Annotated in this window: 20 protein-coding genes and 1 riboswitch; of the genes, 17 read left to right on the top strand and 3 right to left on the bottom strand. The window is 37.7% G+C overall.

Features of this window, described 5'->3' with window-relative positions; genetic code table 11:
• The first annotated feature begins 28 nt into the window (after window positions 1-28).
• The 14 genes from QR42_RS14875 to sufB all read left to right on the top strand — a co-directional run bounded on the left by QR42_RS14875 (window position 29) and on the right by sufB (window position 10834).
• On the top strand, window positions 29-265 hold the full coding sequence (locus QR42_RS14875) for a YusG family protein (protein ID WP_039181284.1): 237 nt from the start codon (window positions 29-31) through the stop codon (window positions 263-265).
• 131 nt (window positions 266-396) lie between these two features.
• Window positions 397-741, top strand: coding sequence for a toprim domain-containing protein (locus QR42_RS14870; protein ID WP_039183305.1), 345 nt, complete (start codon window positions 397-399; stop codon window positions 739-741).
• A gap of 13 nt (window positions 742-754) precedes the next feature.
• Complete coding sequence (locus QR42_RS14865; RefSeq protein WP_024426005.1) at window positions 755-1057, top strand: thioredoxin family protein; 303 nt, start codon at window positions 755-757, stop codon at window positions 1055-1057.
• A gap of 120 nt (window positions 1058-1177) precedes the next feature.
• The gene (locus QR42_RS14860) at window positions 1178-1519 is read left to right on the top strand and encodes an SCP2 sterol-binding domain-containing protein (RefSeq protein ID WP_024423403.1); all 342 of its coding nucleotides are present in this window, start codon (window positions 1178-1180) and stop codon (window positions 1517-1519) included.
• 102 nt (window positions 1520-1621) lie between these two features.
• Window positions 1622-1730: riboswitch (SAM riboswitch) on the top strand.
• Window positions 1731-1884: 154 nt separating this feature from the next.
• Entirely contained in the window at window positions 1885-2910 is a 1026-nt protein-coding gene (locus QR42_RS14855; RefSeq protein WP_024423402.1) for a methionine ABC transporter ATP-binding protein, read from the top strand.
• Complete coding sequence (locus QR42_RS14850; protein WP_034623843.1) at window positions 2903-3571, top strand: methionine ABC transporter permease; 669 nt, start codon at window positions 2903-2905, stop codon at window positions 3569-3571. Before QR42_RS14855 ends, QR42_RS14850 begins: the two co-directional genes overlap by 8 nt.
• 14 nt (window positions 3572-3585) lie before the next feature.
• Window positions 3586-4407, top strand: coding sequence for a methionine ABC transporter substrate-binding lipoprotein MetQ (gene metQ / locus QR42_RS14845; protein ID WP_024423400.1), 822 nt, complete (start codon window positions 3586-3588; stop codon window positions 4405-4407).
• A gap of 306 nt (window positions 4408-4713) precedes the next feature.
• Window positions 4714-5082, top strand: coding sequence for a carboxymuconolactone decarboxylase family protein (locus QR42_RS14840; protein ID WP_003212803.1), 369 nt, complete (start codon window positions 4714-4716; stop codon window positions 5080-5082).
• Window positions 5083-5297: 215 nt separating this feature from the next.
• Window positions 5298-5432, top strand: coding sequence for a YuzK family famiily protein (locus QR42_RS19735; protein WP_254965641.1), 135 nt, complete (start codon window positions 5298-5300; stop codon window positions 5430-5432).
• A 213-nt stretch (window positions 5433-5645) separates the two neighbouring features.
• Window positions 5646-6431: a Fe-S cluster assembly ATPase SufC gene (gene sufC / locus QR42_RS14835; protein WP_007500355.1), complete on the top strand. Its 786-nt coding sequence runs from the start codon at window positions 5646-5648 to the stop codon at window positions 6429-6431.
• Window positions 6432-6449: 18 nt separating this feature from the next.
• On the top strand, window positions 6450-7763 hold the full coding sequence (gene sufD / locus QR42_RS14830) for a Fe-S cluster assembly protein SufD (protein WP_024423399.1): 1314 nt from the start codon (window positions 6450-6452) through the stop codon (window positions 7761-7763).
• Complete coding sequence (locus QR42_RS14825) at window positions 7763-8983, top strand: cysteine desulfurase (protein WP_039181280.1); 1221 nt, start codon at window positions 7763-7765, stop codon at window positions 8981-8983. Before sufD ends, QR42_RS14825 begins: the two co-directional genes overlap by 1 nt.
• On the top strand, window positions 8973-9419 hold the full coding sequence (sufU, locus tag QR42_RS14820) for a Fe-S cluster assembly sulfur transfer protein SufU (protein WP_039181277.1): 447 nt from the start codon (window positions 8973-8975) through the stop codon (window positions 9417-9419). Before QR42_RS14825 ends, sufU begins: the two co-directional genes overlap by 11 nt.
• A gap of 17 nt (window positions 9420-9436) precedes the next feature.
• Entirely contained in the window at window positions 9437-10834 is a 1398-nt protein-coding gene (gene sufB, locus QR42_RS14815; protein ID WP_017368012.1) for a Fe-S cluster assembly protein SufB, read from the top strand.
• A 49-nt stretch (window positions 10835-10883) separates the two neighbouring features.
• Here the strand turns inward: sufB and QR42_RS18735 are convergent, their stop codons facing one another.
• Window positions 10884-11198, bottom strand: coding sequence for a tyrosine-type recombinase/integrase (locus QR42_RS18735; protein ID WP_235354775.1), 315 nt, complete (start codon window positions 11196-11198; stop codon window positions 10884-10886).
• 136 nt (window positions 11199-11334) lie between these two features.
• A complete protein-coding gene (locus tag QR42_RS19665) occupies window positions 11335-11484 on the bottom strand; it encodes a site-specific integrase (protein WP_235354824.1) in 150 nt (49 codons plus the stop codon).
• Window positions 11485-12233: 749 nt separating this feature from the next.
• Here QR42_RS19665 and QR42_RS14800 point away from each other — a divergent pair.
• Entirely contained in the window at window positions 12234-14231 is a 1998-nt protein-coding gene (locus QR42_RS14800; protein WP_039181272.1) for an N-6 DNA methylase family protein, read from the top strand.
• A gap of 35 nt (window positions 14232-14266) precedes the next feature.
• On the opposite strand, the gene QR42_RS14795 is transcribed toward QR42_RS14800, so the two are convergent.
• Window positions 14267-17065 carry an N-6 DNA methylase gene (locus QR42_RS14795; RefSeq protein ID WP_039181269.1) on the bottom strand — a complete coding sequence of 933 codons (2799 nt, stop codon included), beginning with the start codon at window positions 17063-17065 and terminating at the stop codon, window positions 14267-14269.
• 180 nt (window positions 17066-17245) lie between these two features.
• On the opposite strand from QR42_RS14795, the gene QR42_RS14790 reads away from it, so the two are divergent.
• Both QR42_RS14790 and QR42_RS14785 read left to right on the top strand, forming a co-directional pair.
• Window positions 17246-17773 (top strand): hypothetical protein, encoded by a 528-nt coding sequence (locus QR42_RS14790; protein WP_039181265.1) that lies wholly within the window; start codon window positions 17246-17248, stop codon window positions 17771-17773.
• 286 nt (window positions 17774-18059) lie between these two features.
• Window positions 18060-18626, top strand: coding sequence for a TetR/AcrR family transcriptional regulator (locus QR42_RS14785; protein WP_039181262.1), 567 nt, complete (start codon window positions 18060-18062; stop codon window positions 18624-18626).
• Window positions 18627-18628: the final 2 nt, after the last annotated feature.

Here is an 18628-nt window from a genome sequence, read left to right as displayed (position 1 = left end):
CACTCTACCTTTATGGGGGGTGTCCAATTTGTCTTTTCAAAAAGAACAGGTGGATATAACAGAGCATGTCACTGGACGATTCAAAGAAAGCGGCATGGTGCTTTATCATCAAAATGAAGAGATTGGCACAATGATTAGTGAAAACCAATATGAGCTGAAATCGGGATATTCCTATGATCAAAATCGTTTTTATCGTCTAACGGATACATTGACCGATGGGACAGAAAAATATGTAGACTGTGACGATGAAAATGGGTGGTGCTAATCACAGAGGAGACTGCAGTGAACAAAAACTGCAGTCTTTTTGATGATGAGGCACTCAATCTTTACAACCTGAATGAAAGATTGTAATCTAAGGAAGAAGTGAATCAACGTCAAAAGGGCCGGGTGATCGTGATGAATGTCGAGATAGAAAAGGTCATCATTGTAGAAGGTAAAACAGACAAACAAAAGCTGAAAGAAGTCATAAGTGAACCTGTTACCATCATTTGCACCAATGGCACGATCAGTACATCGAAGCTGGACCAGCTTGTGGACGATTTAGTGGGGAAAGACGTTTACATATTAGCAGACAGTGACGATGCAGGCGACAAACTGCGGAAGCAATTTCGAAAAGAATTCCCTGAAGCACTTCATCTTTTTGTCGACAGAACGTACCGCGAAGTGGCCGCTTCACCGGCAGCCCACATTGCATCTATCCTATTAGCTGCAAACATTGATGTTCATTCGAAATATTTATGAGGGTGGACGTATTATGAAAGAAATTGAAGAACACGAATTCAAAGAGATAGAGGACGATTTATTTCTTTTATACTTATATACACCGTTTTGCGGAACATGCCAGCTGGCAAAGAAAATGCTGGCAGTCGTAGACGCCATGCAGCCGGATGTACCATTTTACGAAAACAATTTAAACTATTCACCAGGCTTTGCAAAAGCATTTGAGATCGAGAGTGTTCCTTGCTTTCTACTGTTTAAAAAAGGAGAATTGGTGCAAAAAGGCTATGCCTTTCACTCAGTTCCATATCTTCATGAAATGATTGAAACCGCTAAATAAAGCGGTTTTTTGTCATATTTCAAGAAATTCATTTGAAAATTTGTCGAGTTATTTATAAAGGACAAGAAGATGTTTGTAGAGAAATGTTATGTATAACCAAATGACAGGGAGGTTATACATGTGGAAAATGTGAAAGCCCATGGTAACACAGGGCAGCGTTTATTATTAAAACCGCTGCTCTCATCATCATCCTTGAAGATTACATTTGAGGCGGAAACTGACTCTTGTACATTGATTGTGGATGAACGTGGTGAAGTGAAGAAACTACCTGCAATTGAGTTATCGGATCTCATCTTTTATGGTGAGAGGAAAGAGATTCTACAATTATTAGATGGAGATATGTCCTTACAGCAGTTAATCAGCAGAGGACAAGTCAAAGTCAAAGGGTCATTCCGTGCGCTCCTTAGACTAGAGGCAGTGCTTTGGCTGACGAACGGTTTTTTTCGAAAAATGATAACGTAGTTGTTTACTTGGAAATTAGCGATTTACAGCGTTGACATATCGGAGATAGCATGATATTCTACGTTAGTAAAAACATGAACATCACATAAAACAACATATTTTCTCTTATTAAGAGAGGTGGAGGGACGTGCCCTATGAAACCCGGCAACCGTCAGCATAGCTGAAATTGGTGCCAATTCACTCAAAGCCGCAGCGCTTTGAAAGATGAGAGAAAGGCGTAATTGACATAAAAGGCCTTTCTGCTTGCGTTGCAGTTAGGTCTTTTTTACTGACCTGACGTCAGGCTAGAGTCATGACAGAAAGAAGAATAAATAACGTATGTGATGGAAACCTATAGATTCAGCAAGAAAGCAGGTGATCAGACTGTGATTCATTTACAGAATGTATCAAAAACGTATCATTCAAAAAGCGGAAATGTTGATGCCGTGAAAGACGTCAACTTGGATATTGATAAAGGTGAAATATTCGGAATTATCGGGTATAGTGGTGCAGGAAAAAGCTCGCTTATTCGCCTATTAAACGGTCTGGAGCTGCCAACAGAAGGAATTGTTGAAGTGGCAGGCAACCGGATCAATGAAGTATCGAATGCGAAACTTCGGAAAGCAAGACAAGAAATCAGCATGATCTTCCAGCACTTTAACCTACTTTGGTCAAGAACGGTGAGACAAAATATTATGTTCCCGCTTGAGATCGCAGGGGTACCGACATCAAAACGGAGAGAACGTGCGAATGAACTGATTAAATTGGTCGGTTTAGAAGGAAAAGAAAATGCGTATCCGTCTCAGCTTAGCGGCGGGCAAAAACAGCGTGTCGGCATTGCGAGAGCATTAGCGAATGATCCAAAGGTTCTTCTATGTGACGAAGCGACATCTGCGCTAGATCCGCAAACGACCGATTCGATCCTTGAGCTTTTGGCGGATATCAATAAACGATTAGGGCTCACGATTGTGCTCATTACACATGAAATGCACGTCATTCGCAAAATTTGTCATCGCGTCGCAGTCATGGAAAATGGACGCATTGTCGAAGAAGGCGAAGTATTACGCGTCTTCAGACAGCCAAAGGAAGAAATGACGAAACGATTTGTGAAACAGCTTGCAGAACCAGAGGAAGCGAAAGAAACAATCGAGCACGTCTTAGAACGAGTAAAAGAAGGTCAGGTCGTACGGTTGTCCTTTATTGGAGACTCTGCCGAGCAGCCGCTGATCACTGAAATCATTCGATCCTTCAATGTCGATGTGAATATCCTTCAAGGGAAGATTTCTCAAACGCAGGAAGGCGCGTTTGGAACACTCTTTATCCACATTAATGGAGAAGAGACTGAGGTAGAAAAAGCCATCGCCTATATCCAAAGCAAACAGGTTGAAATCGAGGTGATGACACATGTTTGAGAAATGGTTTCCGAACGTTGATTTAGACGTCATCTGGAGTGCAACAGGTGAAACGGTGTATATGACACTGATTTCATTGGCATTTGCCTTTGCCATTGGTATTATCCTTGGACTATTACTCTTTCTAACGAGTAAAGGCGGTCTTTGGGAAAATAAACCGATTAACACCGTCATTGGGGCAGTCGTCAATATTTTCAGATCGATTCCTTTTATCATTCTAATCATTCTATTATTAGGATTTACAAAACTCATTATGGGCACGATTCTTGGCCCAAATGCAGCACTCCCTGCCCTTGTCATAGGGTCAGCTCCGTTCTATGCACGTCTTGTCGAGATTGCACTGCGTGAGGTAGACAAAGGAGTCATTGAAGCAGCACGATCAATGGGAGCAAAAACGTCGACAATCATTTTCAAAGTATTACTGCCAGAATCATTGCCAGCCCTTATTTCAGGTATTACCGTAACAGCGATTGCTCTAATTGGCTCTACTGCGATTGCAGGTGCAATTGGAGCAGGCGGACTTGGTGACCTCGCCTATGTGGAAGGGTACCAATCTGGTAATACAGATGTCACACTTGTAGCCACTGTGTTTATTCTGATCATCGTCTTTATTATTCAAATAATCGGTGATTTGATTACAAATAAAATTGATAAACGTTAAGGGAGGATTTATTCATGAAGAAATTGATTTTAAGTGCACTATTTCTAGCATTTGCAGGTATTTTAGCTGCGTGCGGTTCATCTAATAACGCAAGTGAAAGCAAAACCATTACGGTTGCCGCATCAAAAACGCCGCATGCCGAAATTCTTGAAGAAGCAAAACCACTTCTAAAAGAAAAAGGCTACGATTTAAAAGTGAAAGTACTTAGCGATTATAAAATGTACAACAAAGCGTTAGCTGAAAAAGAAGTGGATGCGAACTTTTTCCAACATATCCCTTACTTAAACGAAGAAAATAAATCAAACAAAGATTATAACCTAGTGAGTGCTGGTGCGGTTCACCTTGAGCCTTTCGGTATCTACTCTAAGAAATACAAATCAGTAAAAGATATTCCAAACGGCGGCACAATCATCATGACAAACAACGTAGCTGAACAAGGCCGTATGCTTGCCCTTCTGCAAAATGCTGGTGTCATCAAGCTTGATCCAAAGGTTGATACAATCAACGCAACAGTAAAGAACATTAAAGAAAACCCAAAGAACCTAAAATTCAAAAAAATCGCGCCTGAATTAACTGCGAAAGCTTATGAAAACAGTGAAGGCGATGCTGTATTTATCAACGTCAACTATGCGATCCAAAATAAATTGAATCCGAAAAAAGATTCAATCGAACTTGAGCAAACAAAGAACAACCCATATGCAAACATCGTTGCGGTTCGCAAAGGTGACGAAAAATCAGATAAGATCAAGGCATTAATGGAAGTTCTTCACTCTGATAAAATCAAAGAATTCATCGACAAAAAATATGACGGTGCAGTATTGCCTGTATCTGAATAACAACATTTCGACCTCGCTTCTTTCAAAGCGAGGTTTCAGCATGTAGACAAACCCTCGCATTCTTTGTCAGTTCTGCGCTCCGGTGCTCACGAATGTCAAATTCGCTCTGCTCCGGTACTCGCCCTTCCTAGAATGCAAAGGTTTTCTATCACGCTGAAAGGAAGACAAAGGGCTAAAATAAAGATCATTTTAGCCCTTTGTCAACAATCTGCAACCTCGCTTCTTTCAAAGCGAGGTTTTTTGTGTATTTTTTCAAATCTCGCTCATAATAAAAACGTACAAATGACCTGAAGGGATGGAATCAAGATGAATGAACAGCATATGAGCGGATCCATGCAGCAATCACTGACTGATTATAAAACCGCAATGGGTGAATTCCAGAAGAAAATGCCGGTGTTTGGAAAGAAATTCAATGAATTTACGGAGCAGTGCTTTCAAAGCGATTCATTAACGCAAAAGGAAAAACAAATGATTGCCCTTGGCATCAGTATTCACGCGCAGGATGAATACTGCATGATTTATCATACAAAGGGAGCGCTCGATCAAGGGGCGACAGAAGAGAATCTGCTAGAGGTTGTGAGCGTGGCGGCAGCTTTTGGCGGCGGGGCAGCACTAAGCCAAGGAATCACTGTCGTTCAGCAATGTATTGATGAATTTGGAGGACAGACGCATTAAAAGAAGGAAAACAAGGTATTTTTCCATATCAAGGAGTTGAGTACTTCTCATCCGAATGTGTGAGAAAATATGCCGTCATAGAGCGTCATATCCCTTTTGAGTGAAGCCGCATACGTTTGCTACAATAAAGCTACACTCAAGGAAGGGAATGGTTTATTATTTGTTCGGACCATAGTACACTGGGATTGGATTATACCGCCGAGATGGAAAAGGCCATGCATCAAGCTCATGGCATGAGCTATGCAGAGTACGAAAGAGACCATGACTTAAGGATGAAAGTGGAATATAAACGAGAGCAGTCCTATCGAGATGAGAAAAGACAGCTCGCAAAAATGAATATAAGAGGCTAATAATAGCTGAGGGGCGGGGAGAACAGTTTCCCGCCCTTTCTTTATGAAAACAGTCTTTTCGACATAAATCCTTTTATCTACCTGCTTTTTTTGTTAGAATTTTGAGAGCATCCTCTCACGCTTATCGTGAATGTGTTGTATTCAGTTTTAATTTGTTATAAAATTAGAATGAGAATAAATTGAGAATAATGATTATTTTGGAGGTATCGATATATGACTGCTTCGACATTAACAATTAAGGACTTGCACGTTGAGATTGAAGGGAAAGAAATCTTAAAGGGTGTAAACCTCGAGATAAAAGGTGGAGAATTCCACGCAGTAATGGGACCAAACGGAACAGGTAAATCTACTTTATCTGCTGCAATTATGGGTCACCCTAAATATGAAGTAACAAAAGGCAGCATCTTGCTTGATGGCGAAGATGTCCTTGAAATGGAAGTAGATGAGCGCGCTCAAGCTGGTCTTTTCCTTGCGATGCAATACCCATCTGAAATCAGCGGTGTCACAAATGCTGACTTCCTTCGTTCTGCTATTAACGCACGCAGAGAAGAAGGCGATGAAATCTCTCTTATGAAATTCATCCGCAAAATGGACGAAAACATGGAGTTCCTTGAAATGGACCCAGATATGGCACAGCGCTACTTAAACGAAGGTTTCTCAGGCGGGGAGAAAAAACGCAACGAAATTCTTCAATTAATGATGATTGAACCAAAGATCGCCATCCTTGACGAAATCGATTCTGGTCTTGATATCGATGCCCTGAAAGTTGTTTCTAAAGGAATTAACAAAATGCGCGGCGAAAGCTTCGGCTGCTTAATGATCACTCACTATCAGCGTCTACTGAACTACATCACACCAGATCACGTTCATGTTATGATGCAAGGTCGTATCGTGAAATCTGGCGGACCAGAACTCGCGCAGCGTCTAGAAGCAGAAGGCTATGATTGGATTAAAAAAGAGTTAGGAATTGAAGACGAAACTGTTGGTCAAGAAGCGTAAGCGTTAGGAGGATTATTGATGACATTAGAAACGAAATTATCAGTAGATCAAGATTATGTCAAAAGCTTCTCCGAGAAGCATCAGGAACCGGCATGGATGAGCTCCCTTCGCTTACAGGCTCTTGAAAAAGCAGAAGACCTCCCAATGCCAAAGCCTGACAAAACGAATATTTCAAAATGGAATTTAACGAATTTCAAACAGCATACAGTCGAAAGTGCACCATTTGGATCATTAGAAGAGCTTCCAGAAGAAGTGAAATCTCTTATTGATTTAGAGGACACAGATAAGACAGTTTACATTCAGCGTGATCAAACGCCGGCCTATTTGTCTCTTTCAGCTGAAGCGAAAGACAAAGGTGTGATCTTCACTGATCTTCATACAGCGATTCGTGAGCATGGAGATTTAGTGAAACAATACTTCATGACAGATGCAGTGAAAGTGGATGAGCATAAACTAACAGCTTTACACGCTGCTTTAGTCAATGGCGGAGCTTTCCTCTATGTTCCGAAAAACGTTGAGCTTGAAGCACCAATTCAAGCTGTTTATCTTCATGAAAATGACGAAACGACATTGTTCAACCATGTCATCGTCGTAGCAGACGATCATAGTGCTGTGACATATGTAGAAAACTACATCAGTACAGCAAAACCAGAAGAAGCAATCTTCAATATCGTTTCTGAAGTATTCACAGGCGCAAACGCCCGCGTCACATACGGCGCTGTAGATAACCTTGCAGAAGGTGTCACAGTATATGTGAACAGACGTGGTATGGCAAATGGCCGTGACAGTAAAATCGAATGGGCGCTTGGCCTGATGAATGATGGAGACGTTGTGTCTGAAAACATCACAAAACTGATGGGCGACGGTACATTCGGTGATACGAAATCAGTTGTTGTCGGCCGAGGAAACCAAACAGAAAACTTCACAACAAGCATCATCCACTTTGGTAAAAACTCTGAAGGGTATATTTTGAAGCATGGTGTGATGAAGGATCAAGCATCCTCTATCTTTAACGGAATTGGCAAAATCGAGCATGGCGCAACAAAGTCAAATGCAGAGCAGGAATCACGTGTCCTCATGCTGAGTGAGAAAGCACGCGGTGACGCAAACCCAATTCTATTAATTGATGAAGATGATGTGACAGCAGGGCACGCTGCTTCTGTTGGACGTGTCGATCCAATTCAATTGTACTACCTCATGAGCCGTGGAATTTCCAAAGAAGATGCAGAAAGACTTGTGATTTACGGCTTCTTAAATCCAGTTGTGAAAGAACTGCCGATTGAAGGAGTTAAAAAGCAGCTGATTTCTGTAATTGAAAGGAAAGTAAAATAATGAATATCAAAGACGTTCGTGAGCAATTTCCAATCCTTCATCAGCAAGTGAACGGACATGATTTGGTGTATTTGGACAGTGCAGCGACTTCTCAAAAACCAAGAGTGGTCATTGATGCAATGAATGAGTATTACCGGTCTTACAACTCGAACGTCCACAGGGGTGTTCATACCCTTGGCACAAGAGCAACGGACGCATACGAGGGTGCGAGAGAGAAAGTTCGTGCATTCATCCGTGCTTCATCTGTCCAGGAGATTATTTTTACTAGAGGTACAACGACTGCACTAAACACAGTGGCGATCAGCTATGCTAGAGCCAACCTCAAAGAAGGCGATGAGATTGTCATTACGCATATGGAGCATCATGCGAATATCATCCCTTGGCAGCAAGCAGCGAAAGCAACTGGCGCCACATTGAAATACATTCCGTTACAGGAAGACGGCACGCTATCGCTTGAAGATGTGAAGCAAACGGTCACACATCAAACGAAAATCGTCGCTGTCACACATGTCTCAAACGTATTAGGAACCATCAACCCGATTAAAGAGATCGCCAAAATTGCCCACGAACATGGGGCAATCATTGTCGTCGACGGTGCACAAAGCACTCCGCACATGCAAATTGATGTTCAGGATCTAGATTGTGACTTTTTCGCATTTTCTGGGCATAAAATGTGTGGACCGACTGGCATCGGTGTGCTTTACGGGAAGAAGGACCTGTTGAATAATATGGAGCCTGCTGAGTTTGGCGGTGAAATGATCGACTTTGTGGATTTGTATGATTCCACATGGAAAGAGCTGCCGTGGAAATTTGAAGCGGGAACACCGATTATTGCTGGAGCAGTTGGACTAGGAAAAGCAATTGACTTCCTAAATGACATCGGTATGGAGGAAGTCAGCCGTTACGAGCATCAGCTTGCCACTTACGCGCTTGAGCGCTTTAAGGAGCTTGAAGGTGCGACTGTTTATGGACCGCAGCACCGAGCTGGGCTTGTGACGTTTAACTTAGACGACGTCCATCCGCATGATGCGTCAACTGTTCTGGATACGGAAGGTGTCGCCATTCGTGCTGGACACCACTGTGCACAGCCGCTCATGAAATGGCTTGGTGTATCAGCGACTGCAAGAGCAAGCTTCTATCTGTATAATACAGAAGAAGAGATTGACAAACTGATTGCAGCGCTCCGTAAGACAAAGGAGTATTTTACGAATGTCTTTTAATGTAAACTTAGACACACTGTACAGACAAGTGATTATGGATCATTATAAAAATCCGAGAAACAAAGGTGTGTTAAACGACAGCATTGTCGTCGATATGAACAACCCAACGTGTGGTGACCGCATTCGTCTCACGATGAAAATCGAAGACGAAAAAGTCACTGATGCGAAATTTGAAGGAGAAGGATGCTCGATTTCGATGGCATCTGCCTCAATGATGACGCAGGCGATTAAAGGGAAAGATATTGAAACAGCTTTGAAAATGTCTCGGATTTTCTCCGATATGATGCAAGGAAAAGAATACGACGATTCCATTGATCTTGGTGACATTGAAGCGCTGCAGGGAGTGGCAAAATTCCCAGCCCGCATCAAATGTGCAACATTATCCTGGAAGGCGCTTGAAAAAGGCGCATCTGCCGAAGATAACGGCAAATCATAAGATTGGAGTGAAAATGGATGGCTAAAAAAATGCCAGATGTTGGTGAATATAAATACGGCTTTTCTGATAAAGACGTTTCCATTTTCCGTTCAGAGCGCGGACTGACAAAAGAGATCGTTGAAGAAATTTCTCGTATGAAAGAAGAGCCTCAGTGGATGCTCGACTTCCGTTTGAAATCTCTTGAGCACTTTTACAACATGCCGATGCCACAATGGGGCGGAGATTTAAATGCATTAAACTTTGATGAAATTACGTACTACGTAAAGCCATCAGAGCGCTCTGAGCGTTCTTGGGATGAAGTACCAGAAGAAATCAAACAAACCTTTGATAAGCTTGGTATCCCAGAAGCAGAGCAAAAATATTTAGCAGGTGTATCTGCTCAGTATGAATCTGAAGTTGTGTATCACAACATGAAACAAGATCTTGAAGATCTAGGAATTGTGTTTAAAGATACAGACAGCGCATTAAAAGAGAACGAAGACATCTTCCGTGAGCACTGGGCAAAAGTCATTCCTCCGACTGACAACAAATTTGCTGCGCTTAACTCGGCTGTATGGTCTGGTGGTTCATTTATCTACGTACCAAAAGGCGTAAAAGTAGATACTCCACTTCAAGCATACTTCCGTATCAACTCTGAAAACATGGGTCAGTTCGAGCGTACACTGATCATCGTTGACGAAGGCGCACATGTGCATTACGTAGAAGGCTGTACAGCTCCAGTTTACACAACAAACTCACTTCACAGTGCGGTTGTTGAAATCATCGTCAAAAAAGGCGGCTACTGCCGTTATACAACGATTCAAAACTGGGCAAACAACGTCTTCAACCTTGTGACAAAACGTACGATTTGTGAAGAGAATGCAACAATGGAATGGATTGATGGAAACATCGGTTCTAAGCTGACAATGAAATACCCAGCAGTCATCCTAAAAGGTGAAGGCGCTCGTGGTATGACATTAAGTATTGCCCTTGCAGGTAAAGGTCAGCACCAAGATGCAGGTGCGAAAATGATTCACCTTGCACCAAACACATCTTCAACGATCGTATCAAAATCAATTTCGAAACAAGGCGGTAAAGTAACGTACCGCGGAATCGTTCACTTCGGACGCAAAGCAGAAGGTGCACGCTCAAACATCGAGTGTGACACACTCATCATGGATAACAAATCAACATCTGATACGATCCCTTACAATGAAATCTTAAACGACAACATTTCATTAGAGCACGAAGCGAAGGTATCGAAAGTATCAGAAGAACAGCTATTCTACTTGATGAGCCGCGGAATTTCTGAAGAAGAAGCAACAGAAATGATCGTCATGGGCTTCATCGAGCCATTCACAAAAGAACTGCCAATGGAATACGCCGTTGAAATGAACCGTTTGATTAAGTTTGAAATGGAAGGTTCTATTGGTTAATACAGAGGGTTGAAAATGATAGATATAAGAGGTTGATGAAGCGTGCCGATCAAGATGACCTTTTAGCGTAGAAGACGAACTTTTTAAGTTCGTCTTCTTCTATTTTTTCAGTAATATTAAGATAAGTGTCGGCAGTTGTTTTGATGGTTTTATACCCCAAACGATTTGATACATATTTAAGGCTTGCACCTGATTCAAGCAGTAGATTGGCATGAGTATGCCTAAAGCCGTGAGTGCCTTTATAATCAACACCAGTCTTTTTGCAGTAACCATGCATGGTATCACGAATAGTAGAAGGTGTTAAATAATGACTGTGACAATTTTTGGAAAATGATACCATCTTTATTTCTGTGAAATCTTCCATTTCCTAAAATTAATTCATTTTGCTTCAATTTGAACTTCTTTAATTCACGGACTAAATCAGGGTCTGTTTTGATAGAGCGATAAGAAGAGTTTTTTAATTTTGTCAATTTTACATTGTTATTATCATCACGGCTTGTTTATTTACCTATGGTTATTTTATTATCATTAATATCTTTCCATCTTAAAGCTAAACCTTCAGATATCCTTAAACCTGTTTTGCTTAAAAAGTACATAAGCAAGTAATAAAGCTGATAATCAAGAAATTGTTGATGTTTATATGTTTTCATGAAATCTAATAACAAATTTAATTCTTCAAGGCATCAGGATTTTGACTTTCATCTATTTAAAGAATGTATTTTGAAAGTAACTGAAACAGGAATTTTGCTTACATATGAGCATTGGATAAGGTTCATTCTGGCTTTATGTGATTTGTTTCAAGAAGGTATGATTACCGAGGAACAAGCGTTGGAAATTTGTTCGATTATAGATAATGGTAGAGGTGAAACCTTTACGAAATTTGAAAGAGAAAAAGTCAAATTAAACAATTATTCAATTGGAACTATCATTTATTACTGTAATAATGCACGGAATATGCAAAGAAAGCAGGAGGAGCTGCAGCAAGGGCTATTTCTTTAGTTGACGAACCTTTTGGGAAGGTAAAACACAATTATTTTTCTGAATTGTACCAAGCGCTAGAAGAAAATTACGGTGCTGTGGGGTTAGAATTTTTAAACAAATGGCAGGATGCAAAAAAGGATTACTACAAGAGTTTATAACCCTAAAAAAGAAGTTAGGCGGAAAGGTTTAAAGTGTAATTTTGTTGTTTTAGTTTAAGTCATTTTTAATTGTTTAATACCCCTCCAATCGTTAGCAGTTATGTAAAAAGTAGCTGCTCTTTTATTGAGTTTAGTTTCTACACTCCCTAGATAGGGTTTGCCTTTTCAGAATGACTTCATGTTTTTTATAAAAACTTTATTATACTGAGTTGCATATACTAACTCAGTGTAATAAAATGAAATTAAAGAGGAGGAATAAAATGTCGAAATTAGTCGAACTAATGTATAAGCATTGGGAGTATGCAATAGAGAGTAAAAAGAATGAGTATGATTTACAGAGAGAGTTAGAAATAGATATTGCTGTTGGCCTAGGAAAATCTATTTTATTAAATAACATTAATATACTGGGGTATGACATAGAAACTAGAAAAATAATTATAAATAGATTCGAAAGTATGTTCAATACTACTTTTACAGAAACAATTCCCATAAATTCAAAAGAAGTCATAAATCCTTTAGAGTATGATGTTGTAGGAAGAGTATATGAATCATTTATTCATAATAACGGTACAAGAAAATCCTCTGGATCCTTTTACAGCCCTATTGAAGTTGTAAATTACATTGTTGAAAGCTTAGGTTTGGATGAGGAAGATGAAATAATATCTAAAAGATTTATTGATATTGCGTGTGGCACGGGAGTGTTTTTATTAAGTGCTATAAAGAAGTATATTGAAGTATTAAAAAGAAGAGGATATTCTGAAGAGGTGATTATTAAGACTGTAATGAATAATATCTATGGTCTTGATATCAATCCTGTTTCATGTATAATCACCAAATTAAATATATTTAATTTTCTATTATTCGAATTTTCATCAGAATGTTTTTCAAAAATTAAAAATGTAGACTTTAATATCTATAGCACTAATTCTATTGAAAATCGATCAGACATATTTACACATTCTAACGCTTCAATTGATATCAAGATAAAGCTAAAATTAGATGAATTTATGAACGGGTTTGACTATATTATTGGGAACCCTCCATATTTAGAAGCAAAGAAAATGCCTAAAGATCTAAAAGAAATATGTAAGGCCAATTATAAGGAAGAAATATTTGGAGCATTCGATTTATATATAGCATTTCTTGCACAATGTAATCGTTTATCATCAGAAAATGGTATAGTAAGTTTAATCCTTCCTAATAAATTTACAGTTGCAAAATATGCTAAGAAAATACGTGAGATTTACTTAAATAACTATTCATTAGTAGAGCTAATTGACTTATCAGAAATGGATATTTTCAGTAAAGCTGACGTATACCCGATAGTTTTCACATATAAAAATACAAAACCAAATACAAATCATAAAGTACGAACAAAAATGTCTGTGAAAAATTATGTAGACTTATTTGATGATTTATATGCCACAGAAGTGCCACAAGAGCTTTACAAACAAATTGGGGATATGAACACATATTTCTGTTTGCCTAAGAGTGGAGATTTCAAAGAATTCTTTGTAAATCTATTTTCAAATTATGATAGGATTGATAAATATTTAGAATTTAGATCAACAGTATCATTCCATAAAAAAGGGTTAAGAGAACAATTTGTAGGACAAACCTTTAATAATATTGCTGATAAAAGTAATATTAGAAAGTATCTTGGTGGCTTAAGCTACTCTAAAAAGAATGAAGTTAGCCGTTACAAAATTGATTGGAATGAATATTATATAAATTATGACAATGAATATCTAAAATCTATAGGAAATGCTCTTCCACCAATAGAGAATTTTAATAAGAGAAAGATAATTTTTTGCCAACACGCTAAGGAGATTACCGCTACTTATGATGGAGAGGGAGAATGGGTAACTAAAGATGTATTTCCTATAGCGTTTGAAAAAGAGGAAATTGATAATTCAGACCTGTCGGTAAAATACTTAACTGGATTATTAAACTCTAAGCTTTACAGCTTTATTTATGGTATTATCTATAAAGGCATACAGATTGCTGGGGGGTATTATCATTTTCTCCCTACATGGATGAGCGTTCTTCCTATATATATTACAAGTAAAGATGATATAAAACATATTGAAATGCTCGTTGATGAAGCATTATCAAATCAAAACGATCTTGAATCAATAATAGATAAAATAGATGAAAAGATATTTGATATATATTCAGTTAACCATAAACAGAGAGAAATAATTTTTTCATTCTTTGGAGATGAGAGAAAAACTAAAAATATAACAATGAATATATAAAAAGAGAGCCTAGAATGGCTCTCTTTTGCATTTTATTAGTTTTTTACTGACATACGAATCTTATAGAGTGTTGTTAATGAGTTTTTGATTTTGTCCTTTAAGTGTAATATACCATAGGCATCAAGGACAGCTTCATCAAATTCAGCTCGATCTGCTTGTTTTAATTCTTCTAAAATTGGCATGATTGGTCGTTTCTTTAGGACTGAAAACTTAGCAATTATGTCTTTTGCTTGCTGTTGATTTAAGATATTCGGATTTAGCATATGAAGTCGATCTCTCAAATCAGTCGACCTTAAATCAAGAGCCCCTAATCCTCTACCAAAGCCTAAGGCTTCAATATAGAATAAACCCAGAACGCTATTCAGAAGAGCATGAGAAAGATTAATGTCTGTATTTGGATTTATTCTAGTTAAACCAGCTAATCTTTGATTGATAAACGACCTATGGTCAAGTTTTGCAAAGAATAATCTATCTCCAGGATTTATACTTATAACTAATTCGGCTAGTTCATTAGGTAGCATAGTATACCAATGCATACCTTTCTTAGCTAATGCATTAGGCAATGGCATACCTTTTTTATTAACGCCCTTCTCAAATGTTTTTATCCAATTTAAAGCACCAGTATGACCAAGTTGTTTAAGGTATTGTTCAGATACGTCACAACAAAATGCATCTGAACTTGCTTTTGCATCAAGTCCTTTTATGTCTCTAGAGGATAGCAATACTGGTAGAATATAATCCGATTCTATCCCGTGTCCCGCTTTAGGGAAAAACATTGGGTCCCATCCTCTTCTAGTTCCTCGGATAGATTCAAATAAAGTATTGACCTTAACAAGTTTATTTGAAATTGTTAAAAGCCATTTTATGTCGGCAAAGAGTGAATTTAATCCTATACCCATATAAGTAACAGACGCTATTTCTTTTCTTGTGTAAGAAGAAAGAATTAAATCGCCACTGGTTGTTGCACTTTGTGTTCTAATTATGCTGGAAAGTTGCCCTGTCTTGTTATAGTCAATATTACCGCTATTGTCTCTTACAGTCTCTTCAATAGTTTTATTGAGTGTTACAAATGATGTTTTTTCATCAGGGTCGGTAATATTATTTATTACTTTGTCTTCTGTTCTTTTATTTAAAACAATAATGTTTGTTACTACATCAGCATCTTTAAACCAGCGGGATTTACCAGAAGTGATAATACTTTCTATGTGGAAGAATCGGCTCAATAAATTTCTGAAATTCTCGCCCCAGTTTGTTGAAAGCCAAGAATTAGAAAGGATTAATCCAAATCTTCCACCCTCTTCTAAAAGAGACCAGAGGGAGAAAGGTATATAAGCATATAGATCACTTCTAGAGTCAAGCATTAGATCTTCATTAGCTATCTTTGAAATAGTTTTATTTATATCATTAATAATAGTGGGATTTAAAGTTTTTAAATCCTCTTGTTGAACAAATGGTAAATTAGATACGATATTTTTAAACTTGGGTATAGTTGCCGATATAATACTTCCGTCAAATGGATCATATAAATTTACTACCAAATTTGGAGAAAGCTGTGTTGCATCCTCTCTAAAAATACGAATAATTTCACCCATATTTTCCGGGGAAGCTAAAGCTAATGTTGCCATTTGGATAGGAAACGTAAACTTATCACTTGCCCAAGTACTCTCTAATGCTTCTTTATTACTTATACCTGCATCTACCTTAATATCATATGCCGCTCTTGGTATTGTTCCTGTTCCACAACAAGGGTCAATCACCTTTGACTTTTTATCTTTTAATGTTATGGAAACAAGTAATGTTGCTAATTCTCTTGGAGTTGAGAACTGACCTGCAGCCTTTCGTTGGGAACGAAAAACCGTATGTCTTAATAATTCTTGTAATAAGGATTGTTCTACTCCTTCTAATCTTAGTTGTGTTAAAAGGTCGTTGAATTTGACAAGTCCCCGCCATGCAGATTCAGGAATTAGTTCCTCACCAAGGTTTGGTCTGAATACATTCCAAAAATCACATTTTTCAGATATGATAGATATCATTTGCATAGCTTCTTTAACAGTAATGTCACCAGTAATATTATTTATTTCGTTTGCTTCTTCTCTAAAGCTTTTTAATAAATGACCGAAAATTAGTTTATTAGTCCAGGAAATCAATAATATTCTTGCAAGAGGTATCCAAGGATCATCTTCATCCATATATTCATTTCTAATCCCTAACCACCATAGGTTAACTTCATCAAGGAAATCACCATTAACTTGAGCTTCTTGTTTTAATCTTTCTGCAACCTGTTCGGTGTTACCAAGAATAAAGTTTGATATACCATTTCCTGTAACGGAATCTATGATTGATGCACTTCTAATTGTTCCATTATTAAAATAATCGGAAATATCACTTAAGATATTATGTAACATCTGAATCCATTTTTCTTTCTGCTGCTCTACTTGATTTCGCTTAGTTATATGATTTAAATCGTTCCATGTATGTAATATACTATGCTCGCCTTTGTCGTTTATAAAATAAAGAGCAGCAGATGTTACATTCCAAACAAGAAAACTGTTTACACCAAAAATATCCGCTTTTTTTCTTGCGTTTTTAATTAGTTCGGCATCAGTTAATGGAGTATCTGGAAATTTTAATTCCCAACCTTGAAGTATATTAATGTTACTTGTCTTGTCCCCATATAAAAGAACATCTGGAAATAGACTACCTGTACCCGTGCTAACTGTATTTTCGCCACCTGCTCTTTTTATTGCTACTGATCTTTGATTAGCCCAGTTTGTTATTTCTTGAATTACATCTATTGCCCAACTTCTTTCGTTGTAACCCGTGAGTGCCTTCATAGTAATATGATCAACCCCTATACAATAATCTTTATCTAAATAATAACACTTTAAGGAGTAATTTTTATCTGGAATTTCACTTAGTGCACTTTTTTAAAATTTTATTGATACAATCATACTAGCGAAAGATAACTAAACACAGGTATTGATGAATTTATTATAGGAAATTTTGGGTGGATTATGTCTTTAAAGACTTATGTACCAAATATTCCAGATCCTAAATATGAGTCTGATGTAATTGCAGTTTATTTATTAAAGGAAGAAGGGCATCAGTTAAGATTGGAAGCACTAAAGTATGCCCTTAAAAACGTAATAAGTGAAAAAAGTGCTGGTTCACTTGAGGAACAAGCTACAGGAAGATTAGCTGAATTAGTAGTAAAGAAATATCTTCCTGATGCGAAACATAGAAAGGATACAGATACTGGACTTGATTTTATACTAGCAGCTGATGAAATAAAACTTGATGTAAAGTGTAGGGGTGGGCAGGAACCATTCAAATTTGAATATTACGGTCGAGAAACAAAGCATAATCTTTATGCAAGACAGGTATTCGGAGATAATTATGATGCAGAAATGTATTTATTTTGCCATTTACAAAAACACAAGACTAAGCAAAAAATATCTGAAATAAAAAAATTGGAGGATTTATTAAAGAAAATGAAATTGAAGGATACACAACGCTTTTCGAAGGCATTTAATTTCGAGTGATACCGTTATGATACCACTTGTTAATCAAATGCCTTCATGGCTTTGTTTTTTTTATGTGAATGTGGAGAAGTATACAGTGTTCATCCTCAACAAATGTCTCTTATTCACATTCATGATGAAACGACAGATGTGTTTAGTTCGTGAAGTCAGGTCCATCCCTCCAATACCATCATCATTAAAGCCATCATATTTTTCTGTGGAATTAAACTTATCTCTAAATGAACATAAATACTTGCAACATATAAACTAGTACTGTATAGTTCTAATTATGACAAAGGCTAAATTAATGAATCAAAAACGTGTACTTGAAGTAGCTGCAACATTGTTTTTAGAAAAAGGATTTGCTTATACAAGTATGGATGAATTAGTACGTGTAAGCAAAGTGTCAAAGTCGAATGTGTATTATCACTTTTCTAATAAGGAAGAATTATTAGAAGGAGTCGTTGATTATTGGATTGACATGTATCAATCTGCAATTGATGACGTAATATCTCAGACCCAATTTTCAGTTGAAGATCGTATCCAAATGTTTTTAAAGCAATTATCACAAGGCGTTCAGTCGAGAGAGTATAAGGGCGGCTGTCCATTTATTACTCTTTATATTCAAAGTCCTGCACAGGCCACGCACATAAAAGAAAAAATAGGTCTTTTTTTCACAGGATTACAAAAGAAAGTTTCTCTATTACTGAAACAAGGTGTAGAGAACGGGGAATTCAGAAATACGATTCAGATTGATGAGGTGGCATCACTTTTTATTACAAATCTTGAAGGGGCGTTATTTATTTCAGAAACATTGAAGGATGCCACTGTCATCACAAAAACAGCAGATCATTTATTTAACTTGCTTCGATAAAG

Origin of the sequence: Bacillus sp. WP8, from assembly GCF_000800825.1 — a bacterium.
Classification (GTDB): domain Bacteria; phylum Bacillota; class Bacilli; order Bacillales; family Bacillaceae; genus Bacillus; species Bacillus safensis.
This window is presented reverse-complemented; position numbering and strand designations above follow the sequence as displayed.